A 16,759-nucleotide genomic window follows, 5' to 3' on the forward strand; every position below is an offset into this window, starting at 1 on the left:
TACCTTTGCCGCACAGCGGAGTGCATGTGACATGAGCAACGATCTGGATACCTTCATCGCCGCCTACAGCGACAGCTTTGGCTACGCGTATGACAACAACATCATTCTTAATTGGTATCCCCAGCGCATCATGGCGCTATGCACCCAGGCGCAAAGCCTGCTGGAACTCGGTGTGGGCCATGGTTTCAGCACCCACCGCTTCTCGCAGTTCTTCAGTGAGCACACGGTCATCGATGGCTCTGCCTCGGTGATCGCCCAATTCAAGGCCCAGTACCCGGACAACACGGCCGATATCGTCGAAAGTTACTTCGAGACATTCGACACCGACAAGCGCTTCGATCTCATCGTGATGGGGTTTGTCCTGGAACATGTCGAAGACCCACAGACCGTACTGCAGCGGTTCAAGCGCTTTCTTGCACCGGGTGGGCGTTGCTTCGTACTGGTTCCCAATGGTGAGTCCCTGCATCGGCGGTTCGGTCATGCTGCCGGACTGCTTGACGACATGATGGCGCTTGGGCACGGTGATCTGGAACTGGGTCATGTGCGCAGCTACTCGCTCCAGACCCTGACCGCTGAGCTGGAAGCCGCCGGGCTCCAGGTGGTGCGCAAGGAAGGCGTGTTTCTCAAGCCGTTCACCACCGGGCAATTGAAGGCATTGGACTTGGGGGCGGACATCATCCAGGCCATGTGCGCCGTAGGTATCGATTATCCAGAGCTCAGTTGTGCGCTGATGCTTGAAGCAACAGTCCCCCAGCCATGAAAAGCCTGGTGATCGGAAGTACTTCGGTCATTGGCAGGGCCGTCGCCCAGGCGTTGTCGTGCTATGGCCAGGTCAAGTTGGCGGGACGCAGGGAGGCCGATATCGCCTTTGACTTGAGCAGCCCGGAACCCGTTTCTCTCGAGGAGCGCTTCGACATCGTGGTGCTGGCCGCTGCCGATTTCGGCGGCCGTGAGCCGGACGACCTGGTTCGTGCCGAGCAGGTCAACAGTGTCGGCACATTGGCTGCCTGTCGCCTGGCCGAACAATGCGGGGCGCGTCATTTCATTTTGTTGTCGTCGCGTTCGGCCTGCGACCAGGCGACGGATCCCTACTTCGGCATCTACTCGCTGTCCAAGCGCCATGCCGAGGAAGTGGCGAGCCTGTATTGCCAGGAGCGCGGCATGGCGTTGAGCGTCCTGCGCGTCAGTCAGGTCTACGATGACAGCGAGCAGTGCAGGGCTCACCAACCTTTGCTATACGCCATCGCCGACAAGGCGCAGGCGGGGCAAGCCGTCGAGCTATATGGCAGCAACGACGCCAGGCGCAACTACTTGCATCTGAGTGACCTTGCCGAGGTCTGCGCGCGGCTGGCAGAGCGGGGGGTGACTGGCTTGTACAACTGCGGCCATCCCGAAAGCCCCCGTCTTTCCGAGATTGCCCGGGCCGCATTCGAGGCATTTGGCAAGCCGTTGGATGTTCGCTTCCTGCCGGAAAAAAACGATATTCCCGATCTGCCTCCCTTTGACTGCGGGCATGAGTTGTACGAGCAACTGGGATTCACTCCGCGAATAGATGTTCGCCGGGGCTTTGAGCGGATGAGGGTGCACCGGGAGAATTTGTCATGAAGACGGTCATGGTGACTGGCGTAGGGGCCATCATGGGCTACGGCCTACTCAAGTCGCTGCGTGCGGCGGATCCTTGCGTTCGCCTGGTCGGCACCGATATCTACGACGATGCCGTCGGTCGTGGCTGGAGCGATGTGTTCGTGCAGGCCCCCTTGACCGCTGACCCGGGATACGGCCAGTGGCTGGGCGATACGCTGGCCAGACACGAGGTCGATCTGCTGATTCCCGGGATCGAACAGGATGTCCATTGGCTGTCGGATAACCGAGCGTTGCTGGCGGCATTCGATTGTCAGGTCGTGCTCAACAACCAGCGCTTGATCGACTTGTCCAAGGATAAGTGGGCAATGGACCAGGCACTGGTGGCGCTGGGGGATGCCAGCCGTATTCCCAGCCTGCTGGCAGGGGATTTTCACTCGCTCAAGGCTGCCTTGGGCCTGCCGTTCCTGCTCAAGCCGCGCCGAAGCTACGCGTCCAAAGGGTTGGTCTGGGTTCGCGAGGAGCGCGATTTTACGCCTCACGCGGCCCTGCTCGGTGATTACCTCATGGCGCAACCCATCATTGGCAGTGCGGCCGACGAGTTCACCGTGGCGGCGTTCGGCGATGGCCTAGGTGCCACTGGTCCGATGATCGCTTTCCAGCGCAAGCTGGCCTCCGACGGGTCTACTGCCAAGGCTTGGGTGTACCAGGATGACTCGCTGGATGAGACCGTCACCCGGCTGTGTCGCGCCTTCAAGCCGGTGGGACCGACCAACTTGCAATTCCGTCGTGGCAGCGAGGGGTCCTGGCGTCTGCTCGAGATCAATCCGCGCATCTCCTCGACCAGTTCGATACGACGCGCCTTTGGTTACAACGAGGCGGCCATGTGCCTGGATTATTACCTCGCAGGCAAGACACCGGCCGAGCCCATCATGGGCAGTGGTTTCGCTGTTCGTTATATAGAGGACTTCATTGTCTATGATCGGGATCATTTCTGACGTACATGGCAATTACAGTGCCTTGCGAACAGTGCTTGCCAAGCTGGATGAGCTGGGTGTGTCGCGGATTATCTGCCTGGGCGATACGGCCGGTTATTACAGCCAGGTCAACGAGTGTTGCGAGGCCCTGCGCGAGCGAAACATTTTCTCTGTGATGGGCAATCATGATTGGTACCTGGCCAGAAATGAGCGTTGCCCTCGTTCCAATAGCGCCAATGCCTGCCTCGATTATCAGCAGGGCGTCATCACTGCGCAGAATCTGGCCTGGCTGGCATCGCTCCCGGAGCGCTCGACCCAGGATCAATTAAGCCTTGTCCATGGTGGCTGGAACGATCCGCTGGACGAATACGTGCGCCCCTCACAAGCGTATTTCGCGCCATTGCCTGGCCGATATTTCGCCTCAGGCCATACCCATGTCCAGTACTTGTGGACGGGTGAGGGCAAGGTCTATTGCAACCCCGGTTCAGTCGGCCAGCCACGTGATGGTGATCCCCGGGCAGGTTTCGCGACCTGGGACGGCGAAGCCTTCAATCTGCACCGGGTTCAATACGATGTGAGTGAAACCCAACAGGCAATGAAGAAGGCCGGGTTCACCCCGTACTTCTATGAAAATCTCGATATCGGCAGTCAGATAGGTGGGCGGATCAGTGCGGTTTGAGGTTGTATGCTGCGCGCCACTCATGTCCACGCCCACTCAGGGAAGTTTGCAATGAGCAACGAAACGATATTCTTCAACCGCCCGTACATGACCGGCAAGGAGCTGGATTACATTGCCCAGGCCAAGTTCGGCAACATGCTCGCCGGTGACGGCCCATTCACCAAGCGGTGTCACCGCTGGCTGGAGTCGCAGACGGGTTGCAACAAGGCGTTGCTTACCCACTCATGCACTGCTGCGCTGGAGATGGCGGCCTTGCTGCTGGACATCCAGCCTGGCGACGAAGTCATCTTGCCTTCCTATACCTTCGTCTCAACCGCCAATGCCTTTGTGTTGCGCGGTGCGGTACCGGTCTTCGTCGATATACGCCCCGACACCCTGAACCTGGACGAGCGCCTGATCGAAGCGGCGATCACGTCACGGACCAAGGCGATCGTGCCTGTCCATTACGCCGGCGTGGCCTGCGAGATGGACGCGATCATGGCGATTGCCCATAAGCATGGGCTGGCGGTGGTTGAAGACGCCGCGCAAGGCGTGATGTCGACCTACAAAGGTAAAGCCTTGGGCAGTATCGGTGATCTCGGGGCATTCAGTTTTCACGAAACCAAGAACGTGATCTCGGGGGAGGGTGGGGCTTTGCTGGCCAACGCCCCTGCGATGGCGCTGCGAGCCGAGATCATCCGGGAAAAGGGCACCGACCGCAGTCGATTCTTCCGGGGCGAGGTGGACAAATATACCTGGCAAGAGGTGGGCTCCTCATTTTTGCCCGGCGAAATGACGGCAGCCTTCCTGTGGGCCCAGTTGGAAGAGGCGCAAGCCATCACCCAGCGCCGCCTGGCGATTTGGGACCATTACCATGCTGCTTTGGCGGGGCTTGAGCAGCAAGGGTTGATGCGTCGTCCGATCGTTCCTGAAAATTGCCAGCACAATGCACACATGTACTACGTGCTCCTGGCTCCGGGCGTGGAGCGCCAGGTTGTGCTCGAAATGCTCAAGCGCCAAGCCATCTATGCGGTGTTCCATTACGTGCCGCTGCATTCATCCCCCGGTGGCACGCGCTATGGGCGTGTGCATGGCGCAATGGACATCACCGACGGTTATTCCGAGCGTCTGTTGCGTTTGCCAATGTGGCTCGGTTTGACCACTGAACAGCAGGATCGGGTGGTGGAGGTGCTCGGCAGCGCATTGGCAGCCCTTGCCACTTAGCGGCATGACACCGCCGGTTTTTCGACTTTCACACTATTCAACAATGTCCTCCGCATCCCCAGGGCCCTTTGTTTTCCGGGCCTGGGCCCGCCAGAAAAAAAGTTGGTCTGCAAATTGCTTAAGGCTGTGCAACACAGCAGTGGGCGGCAAACGTCCGGCATGCAGAGGAACGACAGTGGACAAGTACCTTTATGTGGCAATGACCGGCGCCAGCCAGAACGCACTGGCGCAGCGGGCCCATGCCAACAACCTGGCGAACATCTCCACCAATGGCTTTCAGAAAGACCTGGAGCAGGCGCGTTCGATGCCCGTGTTCGGCGACAGCTTTCCGGCGCGGGCGTTTGCCCTGTCCGAACGGCCTGCCACTGACTTCACCCCGGGTGCGCTGGTGGAAACCGGTCGCGACCTCGACGTGGCCGTCAGCGGGCCGGGCTGGATGGCCGTGCAGAACCCCGACGGCGGCGAAAGCTACGTGCGCACCGGCAGCCTCAACGTTGACGCCCTGGGCGTGCTGCGGGCGGGCAACGGCATGCCGGTGATGGGCAACGGCGGTCCGATTGCTGTGCCGCCGGAGCAGAAAATCGAAATCGGCCAGGACGGCACCATCAGCATCCGCGCCATGGGCGAAGGCCCGCGGGTGATGGCTGAGGTGGACCGCATCAAGCTGGTCAACCCGGACCTCAAGAACATGACCAAAGCCCTGGACGGTTCGATCCGTACCAAGGACGGCCAGCCGGCGCCCATCGATGCCAACGTGCAGTTGGTGTCTGGGTTCCAGGAAGCGAGCAACGTCAACGCCGTGGATGAAATGACTTCGGTGCTGGCCCTGGCCAAGCAGTTCGAGCTCCACGTCAAGATGATGAACACCGCCAAAGAAGGCGATGAAGCCATGGCTCGGGTCTTGCAGATCTAATCATTAATTACAGCGCTGCGCCGAAAAACAGGCGTACGAGGAGAATCGAATGCTTCCGGCTCTTTGGGTTGCCAAAACAGGTCTGTCCGCCCAGGACACCAACCTTTCTACTATTTCCAACAACCTGGCGAACGTTTCGACCACGGGTTTCAAACGTGATCGCGCCGAGTTCCAGGACCTGCTCTATCAGGTAAAACGCCAGCCAGGCGCCCAGTCGACCCAGGACAGCGAATTGCCGTCGGGCCTGCAAGTGGGTACCGGTGTGCGCATCGTCGGCACCCAGAAAAACTTCAACGCCGGCAGCCTGCAAACCACCGAGCAGCCGCTGGACATGGCCATCGACGGTCGCGGTTTCTTCCAGATCCTGCAACCGGACGGCACCACGTCCTACACCCGTGACGGTACCTTCCACCTCGACTCCAACGGCCAGATCGTCAACGCCAGCGGTTTCGCCCTGGAGCCGGCCATCATCATTCCGAACGATGCCCAGACCTTTACCGTGGGCCGTGACGGCACCGTGTCCATCACCGTGGCGGGCAACCCGGCCGCCCAAGTGATCGGCAACCTGCAGACCGCCGACTTCATCAACCCGGCCGGCCTGCAAGCGGTGGGCAACAACCTGTTCCTGGAAACCGCCGCCAGCGGCGCGCCGCAAGTCGGCACCCCGGGCCTGAACGGTTTTGGCACCACGCTGCAGAACACCCTGGAAACGTCCAACGTGAGCACCGTCGAGGAGATGGTCAACATGATCACCACCCAGCGTGCCTACGAGATGAACTCCAAGGTGATCTCCACCGCCGACCAGATGCTCTCGTTCGTTACGCAGAATCTGTAATCACGTCGCAACGTCCGTCATCACGTAGACAGGGCGGCCCCTGGGTCGCCTGCAACACCAAGAGGTAGGGTCATGAAACGCTTCGTATCTGTTCTGGCACTGAGTGGCATCACCGCGCTCGCGGGCTGTGTCGCCCCGACACCCAGGCCCAATGACCCGTATTACGCTCCGGTGTTACCGCGCACACCGTTGCCGGCTGCCGCCAACAATGGCTCGATCTACCAGGCCGGCTTCGAGCAGAACCTGTACAGCGACCGCAAGGCTTTCCGGGTCGGTGACATCATCACCATCACCCTGAACGAGCGGACCCAGGCCAGCAAGAACGCCAACTCGCAGATCGACAAGACCAGCGAGACCAGCGTCGGCCTGACCTCGCTGTTCGGCTCCAGCCTGACCACCAACAACCCGATCGGTGGCGGCGACCTGAGCCTCAATGCCGGCTACGGCTCCGACCGTGCCACCAAGGGCGACAGCAAGTCCGGGCAGAGCAACAGCCTGACCGGCTCGATCACCGTGACGGTCGCCGATGTGCTGCCCAACGGCATCATCGTCGTGCGCGGCGAGAAGTGGCTGACCCTCAACACGGGTGACGAACTGGTGCGCATCGCCGGCATGGTTCGCGCCGACGACATCGCCACCGACAACACCGTTTCATCCACCCGCGTGGCCGATGCTCGCATCACCTATTCGGGTACCGGTGCCTTTGCCGATGCGAGTCAGCCTGGCTGGTTCGACCGTTTCTTCCTCAGCCCGAAGTTCCCTTTCTAGGTGGCCCAGTTGAATCTTAAACAGCTGTTGCTCGGTGCGCTGATGATGTCGGCAGCCTTCGCCGCCCAAGCCGAGCGCTTGAAAGACATTGCCAGCATTTCCGGCGTGCGTTCCAACCAGTTGATCGGCTACGGCCTGGTCGTGGGCCTGAACGGCACCGGCGACCAGACGACCCAGACCCCGTTCACCCTGCAGACCTTCAACAACATGTTGTCGCAGTTCGGCATCAAGGTGCCGGCCGGCTCCGGCAACGTGCAGTTGAAGAACGTTGCGGCGGTGTCGGTCAGCGCCGATCTGCCGGCGTTCGCCAAGCCTGGCCAGCAGGTGGATATTACCGTCTCGTCCATCGGTAACTCCAAGAGCCTGCGCGGTGGCACCTTGCTGCTGACGCCGCTCAAGGGTATCGACGGCAACGTCTACGCCATCGCCCAGGGCAACCTGGTGGTGGGCGGTTTCGATGCCGAGGGGCGTGATGGCTCGAAGATCACCGTCAACGTTCCGTCGGCCGGTCGCATCCCTGGCGGTGCGTCGGTGGAACGTGCGGTGCCGAGCGGTTTCAACCAGGGCAACAGCCTGACGCTGAACCTCAACCGTTCCGACTTCACCACCGCCAAGCGCATCGTCGACAAGATCAACGACATGCTCGGCCCGGGCGTGGCCCAGGCCATCGACGGCGGCTCGATCCGCGTCACCGCGCCGCTGGATCCGAGCCAGCGGGTCGACTACCTGTCGATCCTGGAAAACCTCGAGGTCGACCCGGGCCAGGCCGTGGCGAAAGTCATCATCAATTCGCGTACCGGCACCATCGTGATCGGCCAGAACGTGAAGGTTTCCCCGGCCGCCGTGACCCACGGCAGCCTGACCGTGACCATCACCGAAGACCCGATCGTCAGCCAGCCGGGGCCGTTGTCCAACGGCCAGACCGCCGTGGTGCCGCGTTCGCGGGTTAATGCCGAGCAGGAAGCCAAGCCGATGTTCAAGTTCGGCCCGGGCACGACCCTGGATGAAATCGTCCGGGCGGTGAACCAGGTCGGCGCGGCGCCCGGCGACTTGATGGCCATTCTTGAAGCCTTGAAGCAGGCCGGCGCATTGCAAGCCGACCTGATCGTGATTTAAGGAAAGCGGCCATGGTGGATATGCGCAAAGGCGCCTTGATCAGCGGGGATTCGGGTTCCTACTCGGACCTGAACCGCCTGAACCAGCTCAAGGTCGGCGACAAGAACAGCGAAGGCAACCTGCGCAAAGTGGCGCAGGAGTTCGAGTCGCTGTTCCTCGGCGAAATGCTCAAGTCCATGCGTTCGGCCACCGAGGCCTTGGGCAAGGACAATCCGATGAACACGCCCGAAGCCAAGCAGTACCAGGAAATGTACGACCAGCAGTTGGCCGTTTCCATGTCCCGCGAAGGCGGTGGTATCGGCCTGGCTGACGTGCTGTTGCGTCAGATGTCAAAGAACAGACCTACGGCGCCCGGTGAGGCGGCCACGTTGTCCGCCGCCAAGCAACAGGAGGCGTTGGACAAGGTGGCCAAGCCGGTTCCGACGCCCGTGGCGGCAGGAACATTGCCCACCGACGGCCCCTTGTCGCGTAGCAACGGCCAGCGTCCGCTGTGGGCGTCGCGGGCCGTGAACGCACCGCAAGGGGCTGAGGGTGTCCACCGCAACGACATGGAGCTGCTCAACCAGCGCCGCCTGGCCCTGCCGCCGAAGCTGGCTGATCGCCTGCTTGCCGGGTTGGTGCCTTCGGCGGCGGCCAGTGCCGATGTCCCTGCACAGAACCTGTTGCCGGACCGCGCCATCGCCGCCGTTAAGCCGGCCACTGGCGAATTGGCCAATGGCGACTGGTTGGCGGCGCTCAAGGCGTCCGAGTCCAAGGGGGACATGCAGGTGTATGGTCGCGCCGTGGCCCAGCCACCGCTGGCGCCGGCGCGCAAGGTCTTCCGCGATGCCGATGAATTCGTCAACGCCATGCTGCCAATGGCCAAGGAAGCCGCGGACCGCATCGGTGTCGACCCGCGTTACCTGGTGGCCCAGGCCGCCCTGGAAACCGGTTGGGGCAAATCGGTGATGCGCCAGCCCGATGGCAGCAGCAGTCACAACCTGTTTGGCATCAAGGCCAGCGCCAATTGGAAGGGCGATTCGGCGCGGGCGATCACCAGCGAGTTCCGCAATGGCGCGATGGTCAAGGAGACGGCCGAGTTCCGTTCCTATGCCTCGTACCGCGACAGTTTCCATGACCTGGTCAACCTGCTGCAGAGCAACAGCCGCTATCAAGATGTGTTGAAGTCGGCCGATAACCCGGAACAGTTTGTACGCGAGTTGCAGAAGGCTGGATACGCCACCGACCCGAACTACGCCAATAAGATTTCGAACATAGCCCGGCAGATGACGAGTTACCAAAACTACGCCTCGGCTGGCGCCACCACGACTTTATAAGGTCTGAACCATGAGTTTGCTCAATATCGGGATGTCGGGTCTGTCCGCAAGCCAGACCGCACTGGTGACCACGGGTAACAACATCGCCAACGTCGATACCGCAGGGTATTCGCGTCAGCAGACCGTGCAGACCACCAAGGCGTCGAACCAGTACGGCAACGTGTTCATTGGTTCCGGCACGACCCTGGCCGATGTGCGTCGGGTGTATAACTCGTACCTTGAGGCACAACTGAAGACCACCACCTCGCTCAACAGCGATGCGGCGGCTTATCAAGGGCAGATCACCCCGCTCGACTCCCTGCTGTCGGACAGCGGCACCGGCCTCAACGGCGCATTGACCAAATTCTTCGCCTCGGTGCAGAACGTCAATTCCAAGCCGGGCGATGATGCGTCCCGCCAGTTGCTGCTCAGCGACGCCCAGGCCTTGAGCAACCGTTTCAATTCGGTTGCCAGCCAGATGACCGCGCAGAGCGAAAACATCAACGGCAACCTGTCGAACATGGTCGACCAGGTCAACAGCCTGGCCACCACCGTCGCCCAGTTGAACAAGAAAATCGCCGAAGTCTCCAACGCCGGCGGCGCGCCGAACGACCTGCTCGACGCCCGCAGCGAGACCATTCGCCAGCTGTCCACCTTCACCGGCACCCAGGTCGTGGAGAACGGCAGCAGCCTGGACATCTACCTGGGTTCCGGCCAGCCATTGGTGATGGGCAACATCACCAATAAACTGGAAGCGGTACCGGACAAGAACGATCCGGGGCGCATCGGCATCCAGCTCAACAGCGGTTCGAGCTCCATGGACCTGACCCAGGTGCTCACCGGTGGCGAGATTGGCGGCCTGATGCGCTACCGCAGTACCGTGCTCGACCCGGCCATGAACGAGTTGGGCCGCGTGGCCCTGGTCGTCGCCGACCAGATGAACAGCATCCAGGCTTCGGGCATCGACATGAATGGGGCCTTCGGCTCCAACCTGTTCACTAACATCAACAGCGCCGCGCAGATCAGCCAGCGCAGCGTTGCATCCTTGAACAACAGCGCCGGCTCCGGCAACTTCAACATCGCTATCACAGACTCCGGCAAGCTGACCACCAACGACTACAAGGTGACGTTCACAAGCGGCACGGACTACACCGTCCAGCGCCTGCCCGACGGCACCTCGATGGGCGCGTTCAACACCGCGACCACACCGCCGCCGGTGATCGACGGTTTCTCGATGACCTTTGCCAACGGCACCGCCGCCGCCGGCGACTCGTTCAAGCTCACGCCGACCCGCAACGAAGCGGCCAACATCAAGACCGAGATGACCGATTCCAAGCGGCTGGCGATTGCCGCGCCGCTGGGCGCCGCCATCACGCCAGGGGGCAGCGGCACGCTGACCATCCCGGCCAGCGGCCAGCCGAGCATGACCACGAAGCTGGACATCTACGACGCCGCCACCACGACCATCATCCAGAACGGCATCAAGAACTCCATGCCGGTCAAGGTGGTGTTCGGCGCGACCTCGGCTGACGGCACGAGCCAGGCTTATCAGTTGCTCGATGCCCAAGGCGGTGCGATCAGCAGCGGTACGATCAAGCCCGGCCAAAGCAACACCTTGAGCCTGAGCGTTCCGCTCAAGGACGCCAGTGGTAACCCAATCATGGATTCGTCCGTGCCACCGGTACAGCGCACCGTCACGTTCGACATGTCCATTGCCGGCGCGCCATCCCAAGGCTCAGGTATCAACATCAGCCTCAGCCAGCCCGGCAGCCTGGACAACCGTAACGGTACTGTCCTGGCCGGCTTGCAGACCGCCAAGACCGTCGACACCGGTTCCTCCAGCAAGGGCATTTCCCTGAACGATGCCTACGGCAAGCTGGTGGAAGGGGTCGGCGCCAAGGCCGCCCAGGGCAAGCTCGACAGCGCCGCCACCGGCGCGATCCTGGACAACGCCAAGAACGCCCGCGACTCGCTGTCGGGCGTGGACCTGGATGAAGAAACCGGCAACCTGGTCAAGTTCCAGCAGTACTACACCGCGTCTTCGCAGATCATCAAGGCTGCGCAACAAATCTTCAGCACATTGATCAACAGTCTTTAAGGAGCCGTAGCCCATGCGCATTTCCACCTCTCAGTTCTACGAAAGCACGGCTGCGAACTACCAGAAGAACTTCGCCAAGGTGGTCAAGACCAGCGAGGAAGCTAGCAGCCTGGTGCGGGTGAACACCGCCGCTGATGATCCGGTAGGCGCTTCGCGCCTGCTGCAACTGGGCAACCAGGCTTCGATGCTTTCCCAGTATGAAGCCAACGTCACCACCCTCAAGGCGACCCTGGGCACGACCGAAGCGGTCATGACCAGCATTGGCAACGTGCTGCAGCGCGCCAAGGAATTGGCCGTGAGTGCCGGTAACGCCGCTTACACCGACGCTGACCGTAAAGCGGTCGCTTCGGAATTGGGCTCGATCGAAGAACAATTGCTGAGCTTGATGAACACCAAGGATGAAAACGGCAAGTACATCTTTGCCGGATCCAAAGGCGACGTCGTACCGTTCACCCGAAACGACGACGGCACCTACAGCTACAACGGCGACCAGGTCACCCTGGACCTGCCGATCGGCGACACCATGTCGATGGCCACCAATAGCACTGGCTGGGAAGTGTTCCAGCAAGCCGTCAACACCAGTCGCACCCAGGTCACCATGACTGCGCCGACGGTGGATGATGGTCGCGTGGTGCTGACCAACGGCCAAGTGTCGTCCAGCGTGAGCTACAACAGCCAGTTCCGCAGTGGCGAGCCGTACACTGTGGAGTTCGTCAGCGGTACCCAATTGAAGATCACCGACTCGGGCGGCAACGATGTGACCGCCGAAGCCAGCAAGGGCGGGGTCATCGAGCCGAGTAACCAGGTCGGGCAGACGGTGAGCTTTCGCGGCGTCGACTTGACCTTGAACGTCAACCTTCATGAAGGTGATGTTGCGGGCACGATCTTGCCCGGCCACACGTTTACCCTGGCTGCCAAACCCGACTCGTTCACGCCGGCCCGCAGCCCGGGTAACACCACCGCGACCCAGATCACCGGTAGCTCAATCACCGATCCAACGGCCTACCACGCCAGCTTCCCGACGGGCTCGGCGGTGCTGAAGTTCACCAGCGCCACGGATTTCGACCTGTACGCCGCGCCACTGACCGCCGACAGCAAACCGGTGTCCAGTGGCACCCTGGCGGGCAACGTCGCCACCGCATCCGGCGTGAGTTTTACCCTCAATGGTGCCCCGGCCGCCAACGATCAGTTCAGCATCGCGGTCAATACCCATGAGACGCAGAACATTTTGGATACCGTGAATCAGTTGCGGAGCGCATTGAACACGCCGGCCGATGGCGACAACATTGCCATCCAGAAACTGAATGCGTCGCTGGCTTCGGCTATCGGTAACCTGGCCAGTGGGACAGATCACTTGACCAGTGCATTGAGCTCGGTCGGCGGGCGGGGCCAATCGCTCGATACCCAGAGCGATACCAACCAGAGCTTCGTCCTCGCCAACTCGCAGACTCAGTCGGCGATTCGTGATTCGGACCCGGCCGAGGTGATGACGCGCCTGACCTTGCAGCAGACGATGCTGCAGGCGTCACAGTTGGCGTTCAGCAAGATCGCTCAATTGGGACTGTTCAACAAAATGTGATGCAGGGCGGGGGCCGTGACGTTATAAGCGGTCCCTGACCCGTTCTTTTATACGATTCAGGACGTCCTGCTCCCGCCTGAGTTGACGCCCACCGGTTGAGAGCCATGCGTGTGAAATCAGCTCCTCTTGTCAGCATTGCCATCCCCGCGTTCAACCCACGCTTTTTCCGCCTCGCCTTGCAAAGCGCGCTCGAGCAGACCTACGAGAATCTTGAGATTGTCATCTGCGACGATTGCCGCACCGATGAAATCGAGCAGATTGTTCAGCAACTTGGCGTGGGCTCCAACGTTGCGGTGCGCTATCTGCGCAACCCGACTCGGCTGGGATTTCAGCAGAATCTGTTGCGCTGCCTCGAAGAGTCCCGGGGCGAGTTCATCAAGTTCCTGTGCGACGACGACCAGTTACTGGCGTTCTGCGTCAGTCAACAGGCGGCCATCTTGCAGGAACATGCGCAAGTATCGCTGGTGATCAACAAGCATCATTTAATCGATGCAGACAATTTTGCCTTGCCGATCCGCGTTGAAAACACGGGCATCACGCAGTTCGATGCGATGTTCAACGGCAACGACATGCTGGCGTATTTTGAAAAGACCACCCGTAATATTCTCGGTGGCTTGAGTGGCGCAATGATGCGCCGCACCGATGTCGAGGCCTTGCTGCCAGCGTTGGCGCGGCCCGGTGAAGGCTTCGAGGCCGTCCTCGATTTTGCCTTGTTCATCTGCCTGTTGCGCCGGGGTAATCTGGTCCAGCTTTACGCCGAGGGAAGCGGCCAGCGGTTGCATCCGGAGCGCCTGGCCCGCCAGGCCAAGATGCTTGAGGCAGCCACGGTGGAGCTGACGTGGCTCAAGGAAATGCTGGCCCAGCGCAGTGGCGAGCCGGCGCCAGCCAGTGGCTGGGTGCGTTACCAGGCACTGGAGCGGAGCAAGGATCAAGAGACGTCCGAGTGGGAAGAAGTCAACGTTTATTCGATCATTGCCACTCGCCAGGGTGTCATCGGCTCGCAGGTCGGCACTGACATTGAAAGTTATGCAGACCTCTACGCGCAGTGGTTGGCATGTAGACGTTTCAGTCCATTGCGCAAGCAAGTCTTGTCCCGGCAGATCGCTCGCTGGGCCTATCGACCGATGATCGTTCCCGTCATCCTCGATGACCAGGACGATCCTTATGCGCTGGGTATCACCCTGCAGAGCATCGCGGCCCAGGCCTATGCCTGCGAATCGGTGCTGCTGCTGTCCAATGGGCGCCAGGCCGTGGACAACCATGTCCTGCGCCTTGGCCTGCAAGCGGACTGGGTGCAGCAGCTCAATGGGCTGTTGCCTCAACTGGACGGCGCCGACTGGTTCTACCTGCTGCGTGCCGGCGATCGCTTGACGGAGTCTGCGCTGCTGATCATGGCCGACCGGATTGTCAGCTCGCCGGGCGCTGCCTGTCTCTACAGCGATGAAGGTGCGCTGGTGGATGACAAGTCGGTGGAGCCGATCTTCAAGCCCGACTTCAATCTCGACCTGATGCGCGGTTATCCCTATATCGGCCGGACACTGGCTTTCGAGCGTGCCCGCTTCCTGGCCTCGGGTGGATTCGATTCGAGCCTGGGTGAACTGGCGCCCCACGACTTTGTCTGGCGGCTGGTGGAAACGGATGGGCCGCAGGTCGTTGGTCACATTCCGGAAGTCCAGGTGGAATCGACGTTTTCGTTTGCCCAATGGCTGTCGTTGCCTGGGGTCATCGAGCAAAACGCCGAGCTGATCAGCGCTCATCTACAGCGTATTGGCGTGCCGCACCGGCTTCATCCGGGACCGCTCCTGGCGTTGATTCCGCGCATCCAATACCTGTTCGACGAGCGACCACTGGTGTCGATCGTCATCAGCATCAAGGATGACCTGGGCGCGCTGGAGCGTTGCGTCAACAGTCTGATCAGCACGACCGCGTATCCGCATTACGAAATCATCATCGTCGATAACGCCAGTGAAAATGCCGAGCTGCAGCATTGGCTGCGAGCCATGGCCGAGTTGGGCAGTGAAAAGTTGCGAATATTCCTGCACCCGGGAAGCGGCAGCGAAGCAGTGATCCGCAATTTCGCCGCACAGCAGGCCCGTGGCGAATACCTGCTGTTGCTCAACCCCAATTGCATCGTGCTGGAAGCCGGCTGGCTGGATGAGTTGCTCAATCATGGGCAACGTCCCGAGGTCGGTATCGTGGGGCCGCGCACACTCAACCAGCAAGGCCGGGTCATTGACTCCGGCATGATCATGGGACTGGGTGGGTTGGCGGGCAGGGCCTTCGTCAACGAATCGGTCACGTCTGGCGGCTACATGCAACGCCTGCAGGCGGTGCAGAACTGGAGCGCTGTCGGCGATCACTGCCTGTTGGTGCGCAAGCAGGTTCTGGAGGAGGTCGGTGGTTTCGATGAGTCGATCACAACGCAGCGCATCAATGCTCTGGAGCTATGCCAGCAGGTCGGGAAAAACGGTTACCTGATCGTCACCACCCCGTACAGTGATGTCGTGCTGGCGTCCGGTGTGGAGGCCAGTCGTGATCCTGCGTGGAAGCAGCGGCTGGAGCACGAGCAAGAGGCGTTCTATCAGCGCTGGTTGCCCAGGATCGCTAACGATCCTGCCTACAACCGTAACCTGACCTTGACCGGGAAAAGCTTCAGTCTGGAGCCCGGACCACGCACCGGCTGGAATCCGTTGATTACCCGCAACGTGCCTTCGATCCTGGGGATGGCGGTCAACACCTCGGCGGTGGGGCACTACCGGGTCAGCCAACCGTTATTCGAGCTGGAAGCGGCGGGGCGAGTCGTGGGGCGTGTGGCCTACGATACGCCCTCGATCATCGACATCGAGCGCCAGTCACCGGATGTGATCATTCTTCAGGGCCGCTATAACGTGGGTAAGTTCAAGGACATCGTCCAGGTCAAGACATACTCCAATGCCATGCGCATCTACGAGTTGGATGACTACATCGCCAAGGTCCCGGAAAAAAACGAACACCGCCGCAATATGCCGGACAATCTCGAGGACTTGCTGCGCCAGGGCATCGGCCTGTGCGATCGGGTCGTGGTGTCCACCCATCCGCTGGCAGACGTCTTGTCCAGCATGCACCACGACATCCGTGTCGTGCCGAACATGCTGGCCGCCGGTCTGTGGAACCAGCTCAGAAGCCAACGTGCAACTTCCAGCAAGCCGCGTATCGGTTGGGGCGGCGGCACCAGCCACCGTGGCGACCTGGAGCTTATTGCCGATGTCGTTCGGGAATTGGCTGACGAAGTGGAATGGGTGTTCTTTGGCATGTGCCCCGATTTGCTCAAGCCCTACGTCCATGAGTTTCATCAGGGCGTGAGCCTGGCGGCTTATCCGGCGAAGCTTGCCAGCCTGAATCTCGACCTGGCCTTGGCGCCGTTGGAGTTCCACATTTTCAACGACTGCAAAAGCAATCTTCGCCTGTTGGAATACGGTGCGTGCGGCTATCCGGTCATTTGTTCGGATACCGAGGCTTACCGGGGGCACCTGCCTTGTACCCGGGTCCTCACCAACAGCACCGAAGAATGGCTGGAAGCCATCCGGATGCACCTGGCGGATCCGATTGCCAGCTATCGGATGGGCGACGAATTACGTGAAGTGGTGCTGCGCGACTTTATCCTGCGCGGCGATAACCTGCAGTACTGGGCCAATGGTTGGCTACCGGATTGATGAGTTTCAACCGCGAAACTCCC

The 16,759-nt window shown here is 60.8% G+C and carries 13 protein-coding genes; all 13 read left to right on the forward strand.

Features of this window, described 5'->3' with window-relative positions; genetic code table 11:
• Positions 1-31 precede the first annotated feature (31 nt).
• The 13 genes from ACMTA2_RS08890 (at position 32) to ACMTA2_RS08950 (ending at position 16,736) form a co-directional block, all read left to right on the forward strand.
• A complete protein-coding gene (locus ACMTA2_RS08890) occupies positions 32-760 on the forward strand; it encodes a methyltransferase domain-containing protein (RefSeq protein ID WP_413794560.1) in 729 nt (242 codons plus the stop codon).
• 8 nt (positions 761-768) lie between these two features.
• Positions 769-1,605 carry an NAD-dependent epimerase/dehydratase family protein gene (locus ACMTA2_RS08895; RefSeq protein ID WP_413794561.1) on the forward strand — a complete coding sequence of 279 codons (837 nt, stop codon included), beginning with the start codon at positions 769-771 and terminating at the stop codon, positions 1,603-1,605.
• Complete coding sequence (locus tag ACMTA2_RS08900; RefSeq protein ID WP_413794562.1) at positions 1,602-2,579, forward strand: ATP-grasp domain-containing protein; 978 nt, start codon at positions 1,602-1,604, stop codon at positions 2,577-2,579. Before ACMTA2_RS08895 ends, ACMTA2_RS08900 begins: the two co-directional genes overlap by 4 nt.
• Complete coding sequence (locus ACMTA2_RS08905) at positions 2,560-3,237, forward strand: metallophosphoesterase family protein (protein ID WP_413794563.1); 678 nt, start codon at positions 2,560-2,562, stop codon at positions 3,235-3,237. The genes ACMTA2_RS08900 and ACMTA2_RS08905 overlap by 20 nt, the downstream gene beginning before the upstream one ends.
• Before the next feature lie 51 nt (positions 3,238-3,288).
• Positions 3,289-4,440, forward strand: a complete 1,152-nt coding sequence (rffA, locus tag ACMTA2_RS08910; RefSeq protein WP_413794564.1) for a dTDP-4-amino-4,6-dideoxygalactose transaminase — start codon at positions 3,289-3,291, stop codon at positions 4,438-4,440.
• A 175-nt stretch (positions 4,441-4,615) separates the two neighbouring features.
• Positions 4,616-5,353, forward strand: coding sequence for a flagellar basal body rod protein FlgF (locus tag ACMTA2_RS08915; protein ID WP_413794565.1), 738 nt, complete (start codon positions 4,616-4,618; stop codon positions 5,351-5,353).
• A 49-nt stretch (positions 5,354-5,402) separates the two neighbouring features.
• Complete coding sequence (gene flgG / locus ACMTA2_RS08920) at positions 5,403-6,188, forward strand: flagellar basal-body rod protein FlgG (protein ID WP_053154880.1); 786 nt, start codon at positions 5,403-5,405, stop codon at positions 6,186-6,188.
• Between the two features lie 72 nt (positions 6,189-6,260).
• Entirely contained in the window at positions 6,261-6,956 is a 696-nt protein-coding gene (gene flgH, locus ACMTA2_RS08925) for a flagellar basal body L-ring protein FlgH (protein WP_207966010.1), read from the forward strand.
• A 42-nt stretch (positions 6,957-6,998) separates the two neighbouring features.
• Positions 6,999-8,072, forward strand: coding sequence for a flagellar basal body P-ring protein FlgI (locus ACMTA2_RS08930; RefSeq protein ID WP_161796106.1), 1,074 nt, complete (start codon positions 6,999-7,001; stop codon positions 8,070-8,072).
• A gap of 11 nt (positions 8,073-8,083) precedes the next feature.
• Entirely contained in the window at positions 8,084-9,388 is a 1,305-nt protein-coding gene (gene flgJ / locus ACMTA2_RS08935; protein WP_413794566.1) for a flagellar assembly peptidoglycan hydrolase FlgJ, read from the forward strand.
• 10 nt (positions 9,389-9,398) lie between these two features.
• Positions 9,399-11,465: a flagellar hook-associated protein FlgK gene (flgK, locus tag ACMTA2_RS08940; protein WP_413794567.1), complete on the forward strand. Its 2,067-nt coding sequence runs from the start codon at positions 9,399-9,401 to the stop codon at positions 11,463-11,465.
• A 13-nt stretch (positions 11,466-11,478) separates the two neighbouring features.
• Complete coding sequence (locus ACMTA2_RS08945; RefSeq protein WP_413794568.1) at positions 11,479-13,044, forward strand: flagellar hook-associated protein 3; 1,566 nt, start codon at positions 11,479-11,481, stop codon at positions 13,042-13,044.
• 110 nt (positions 13,045-13,154) lie between these two features.
• Positions 13,155-16,736 carry a glycosyltransferase gene (locus tag ACMTA2_RS08950; RefSeq protein WP_413795614.1) on the forward strand — a complete coding sequence of 1,194 codons (3,582 nt, stop codon included), beginning with the start codon at positions 13,155-13,157 and terminating at the stop codon, positions 16,734-16,736.
• The last annotated feature ends 23 nt before the right edge of the window (positions 16,737-16,759 follow it).

The sequence above is a fragment of the Pseudomonas medicaginis genome, assembly GCF_965119365.1.
Classification (GTDB): Bacteria; Pseudomonadota; Gammaproteobacteria; order Pseudomonadales; family Pseudomonadaceae; genus Aquipseudomonas.

Bases quoted from the DNA above. Each gene is read 5' to 3' on its own strand.
- ACMTA2_RS08890 (WP_413794560.1), top strand. From the start codon at position 32: ATGAGCAACGATCTGGATACCTTCATCGCCGCCTACAGCGACAGCTTT.
- ACMTA2_RS08900 (WP_413794562.1), top strand. From the start codon at position 1,602: ATGAAGACGGTCATGGTGACTGGCGTAGGGGCCATCATGGGCTACGGC.
- ACMTA2_RS08905 (WP_413794563.1), top strand. From the start codon at position 2,560: ATGATCGGGATCATTTCTGACGTACATGGCAATTACAGTGCCTTGCGA.
- rffA (WP_413794564.1), top strand. From the start codon at position 3,289: ATGAGCAACGAAACGATATTCTTCAACCGCCCGTACATGACCGGCAAG.
- flgG (WP_053154880.1), top strand. From the start codon at position 5,403: ATGCTTCCGGCTCTTTGGGTTGCCAAAACAGGTCTGTCCGCCCAGGAC.
- flgH (WP_207966010.1), top strand. From the start codon at position 6,261: ATGAAACGCTTCGTATCTGTTCTGGCACTGAGTGGCATCACCGCGCTC.
- ACMTA2_RS08930 (WP_161796106.1), top strand. From the start codon at position 6,999: ATGATGTCGGCAGCCTTCGCCGCCCAAGCCGAGCGCTTGAAAGACATT.
- flgJ (WP_413794566.1), top strand. From the start codon at position 8,084: ATGGTGGATATGCGCAAAGGCGCCTTGATCAGCGGGGATTCGGGTTCC.
- flgK (WP_413794567.1), top strand. From the start codon at position 9,399: ATGAGTTTGCTCAATATCGGGATGTCGGGTCTGTCCGCAAGCCAGACC.
- ACMTA2_RS08945 (WP_413794568.1), top strand. From the start codon at position 11,479: ATGCGCATTTCCACCTCTCAGTTCTACGAAAGCACGGCTGCGAACTAC.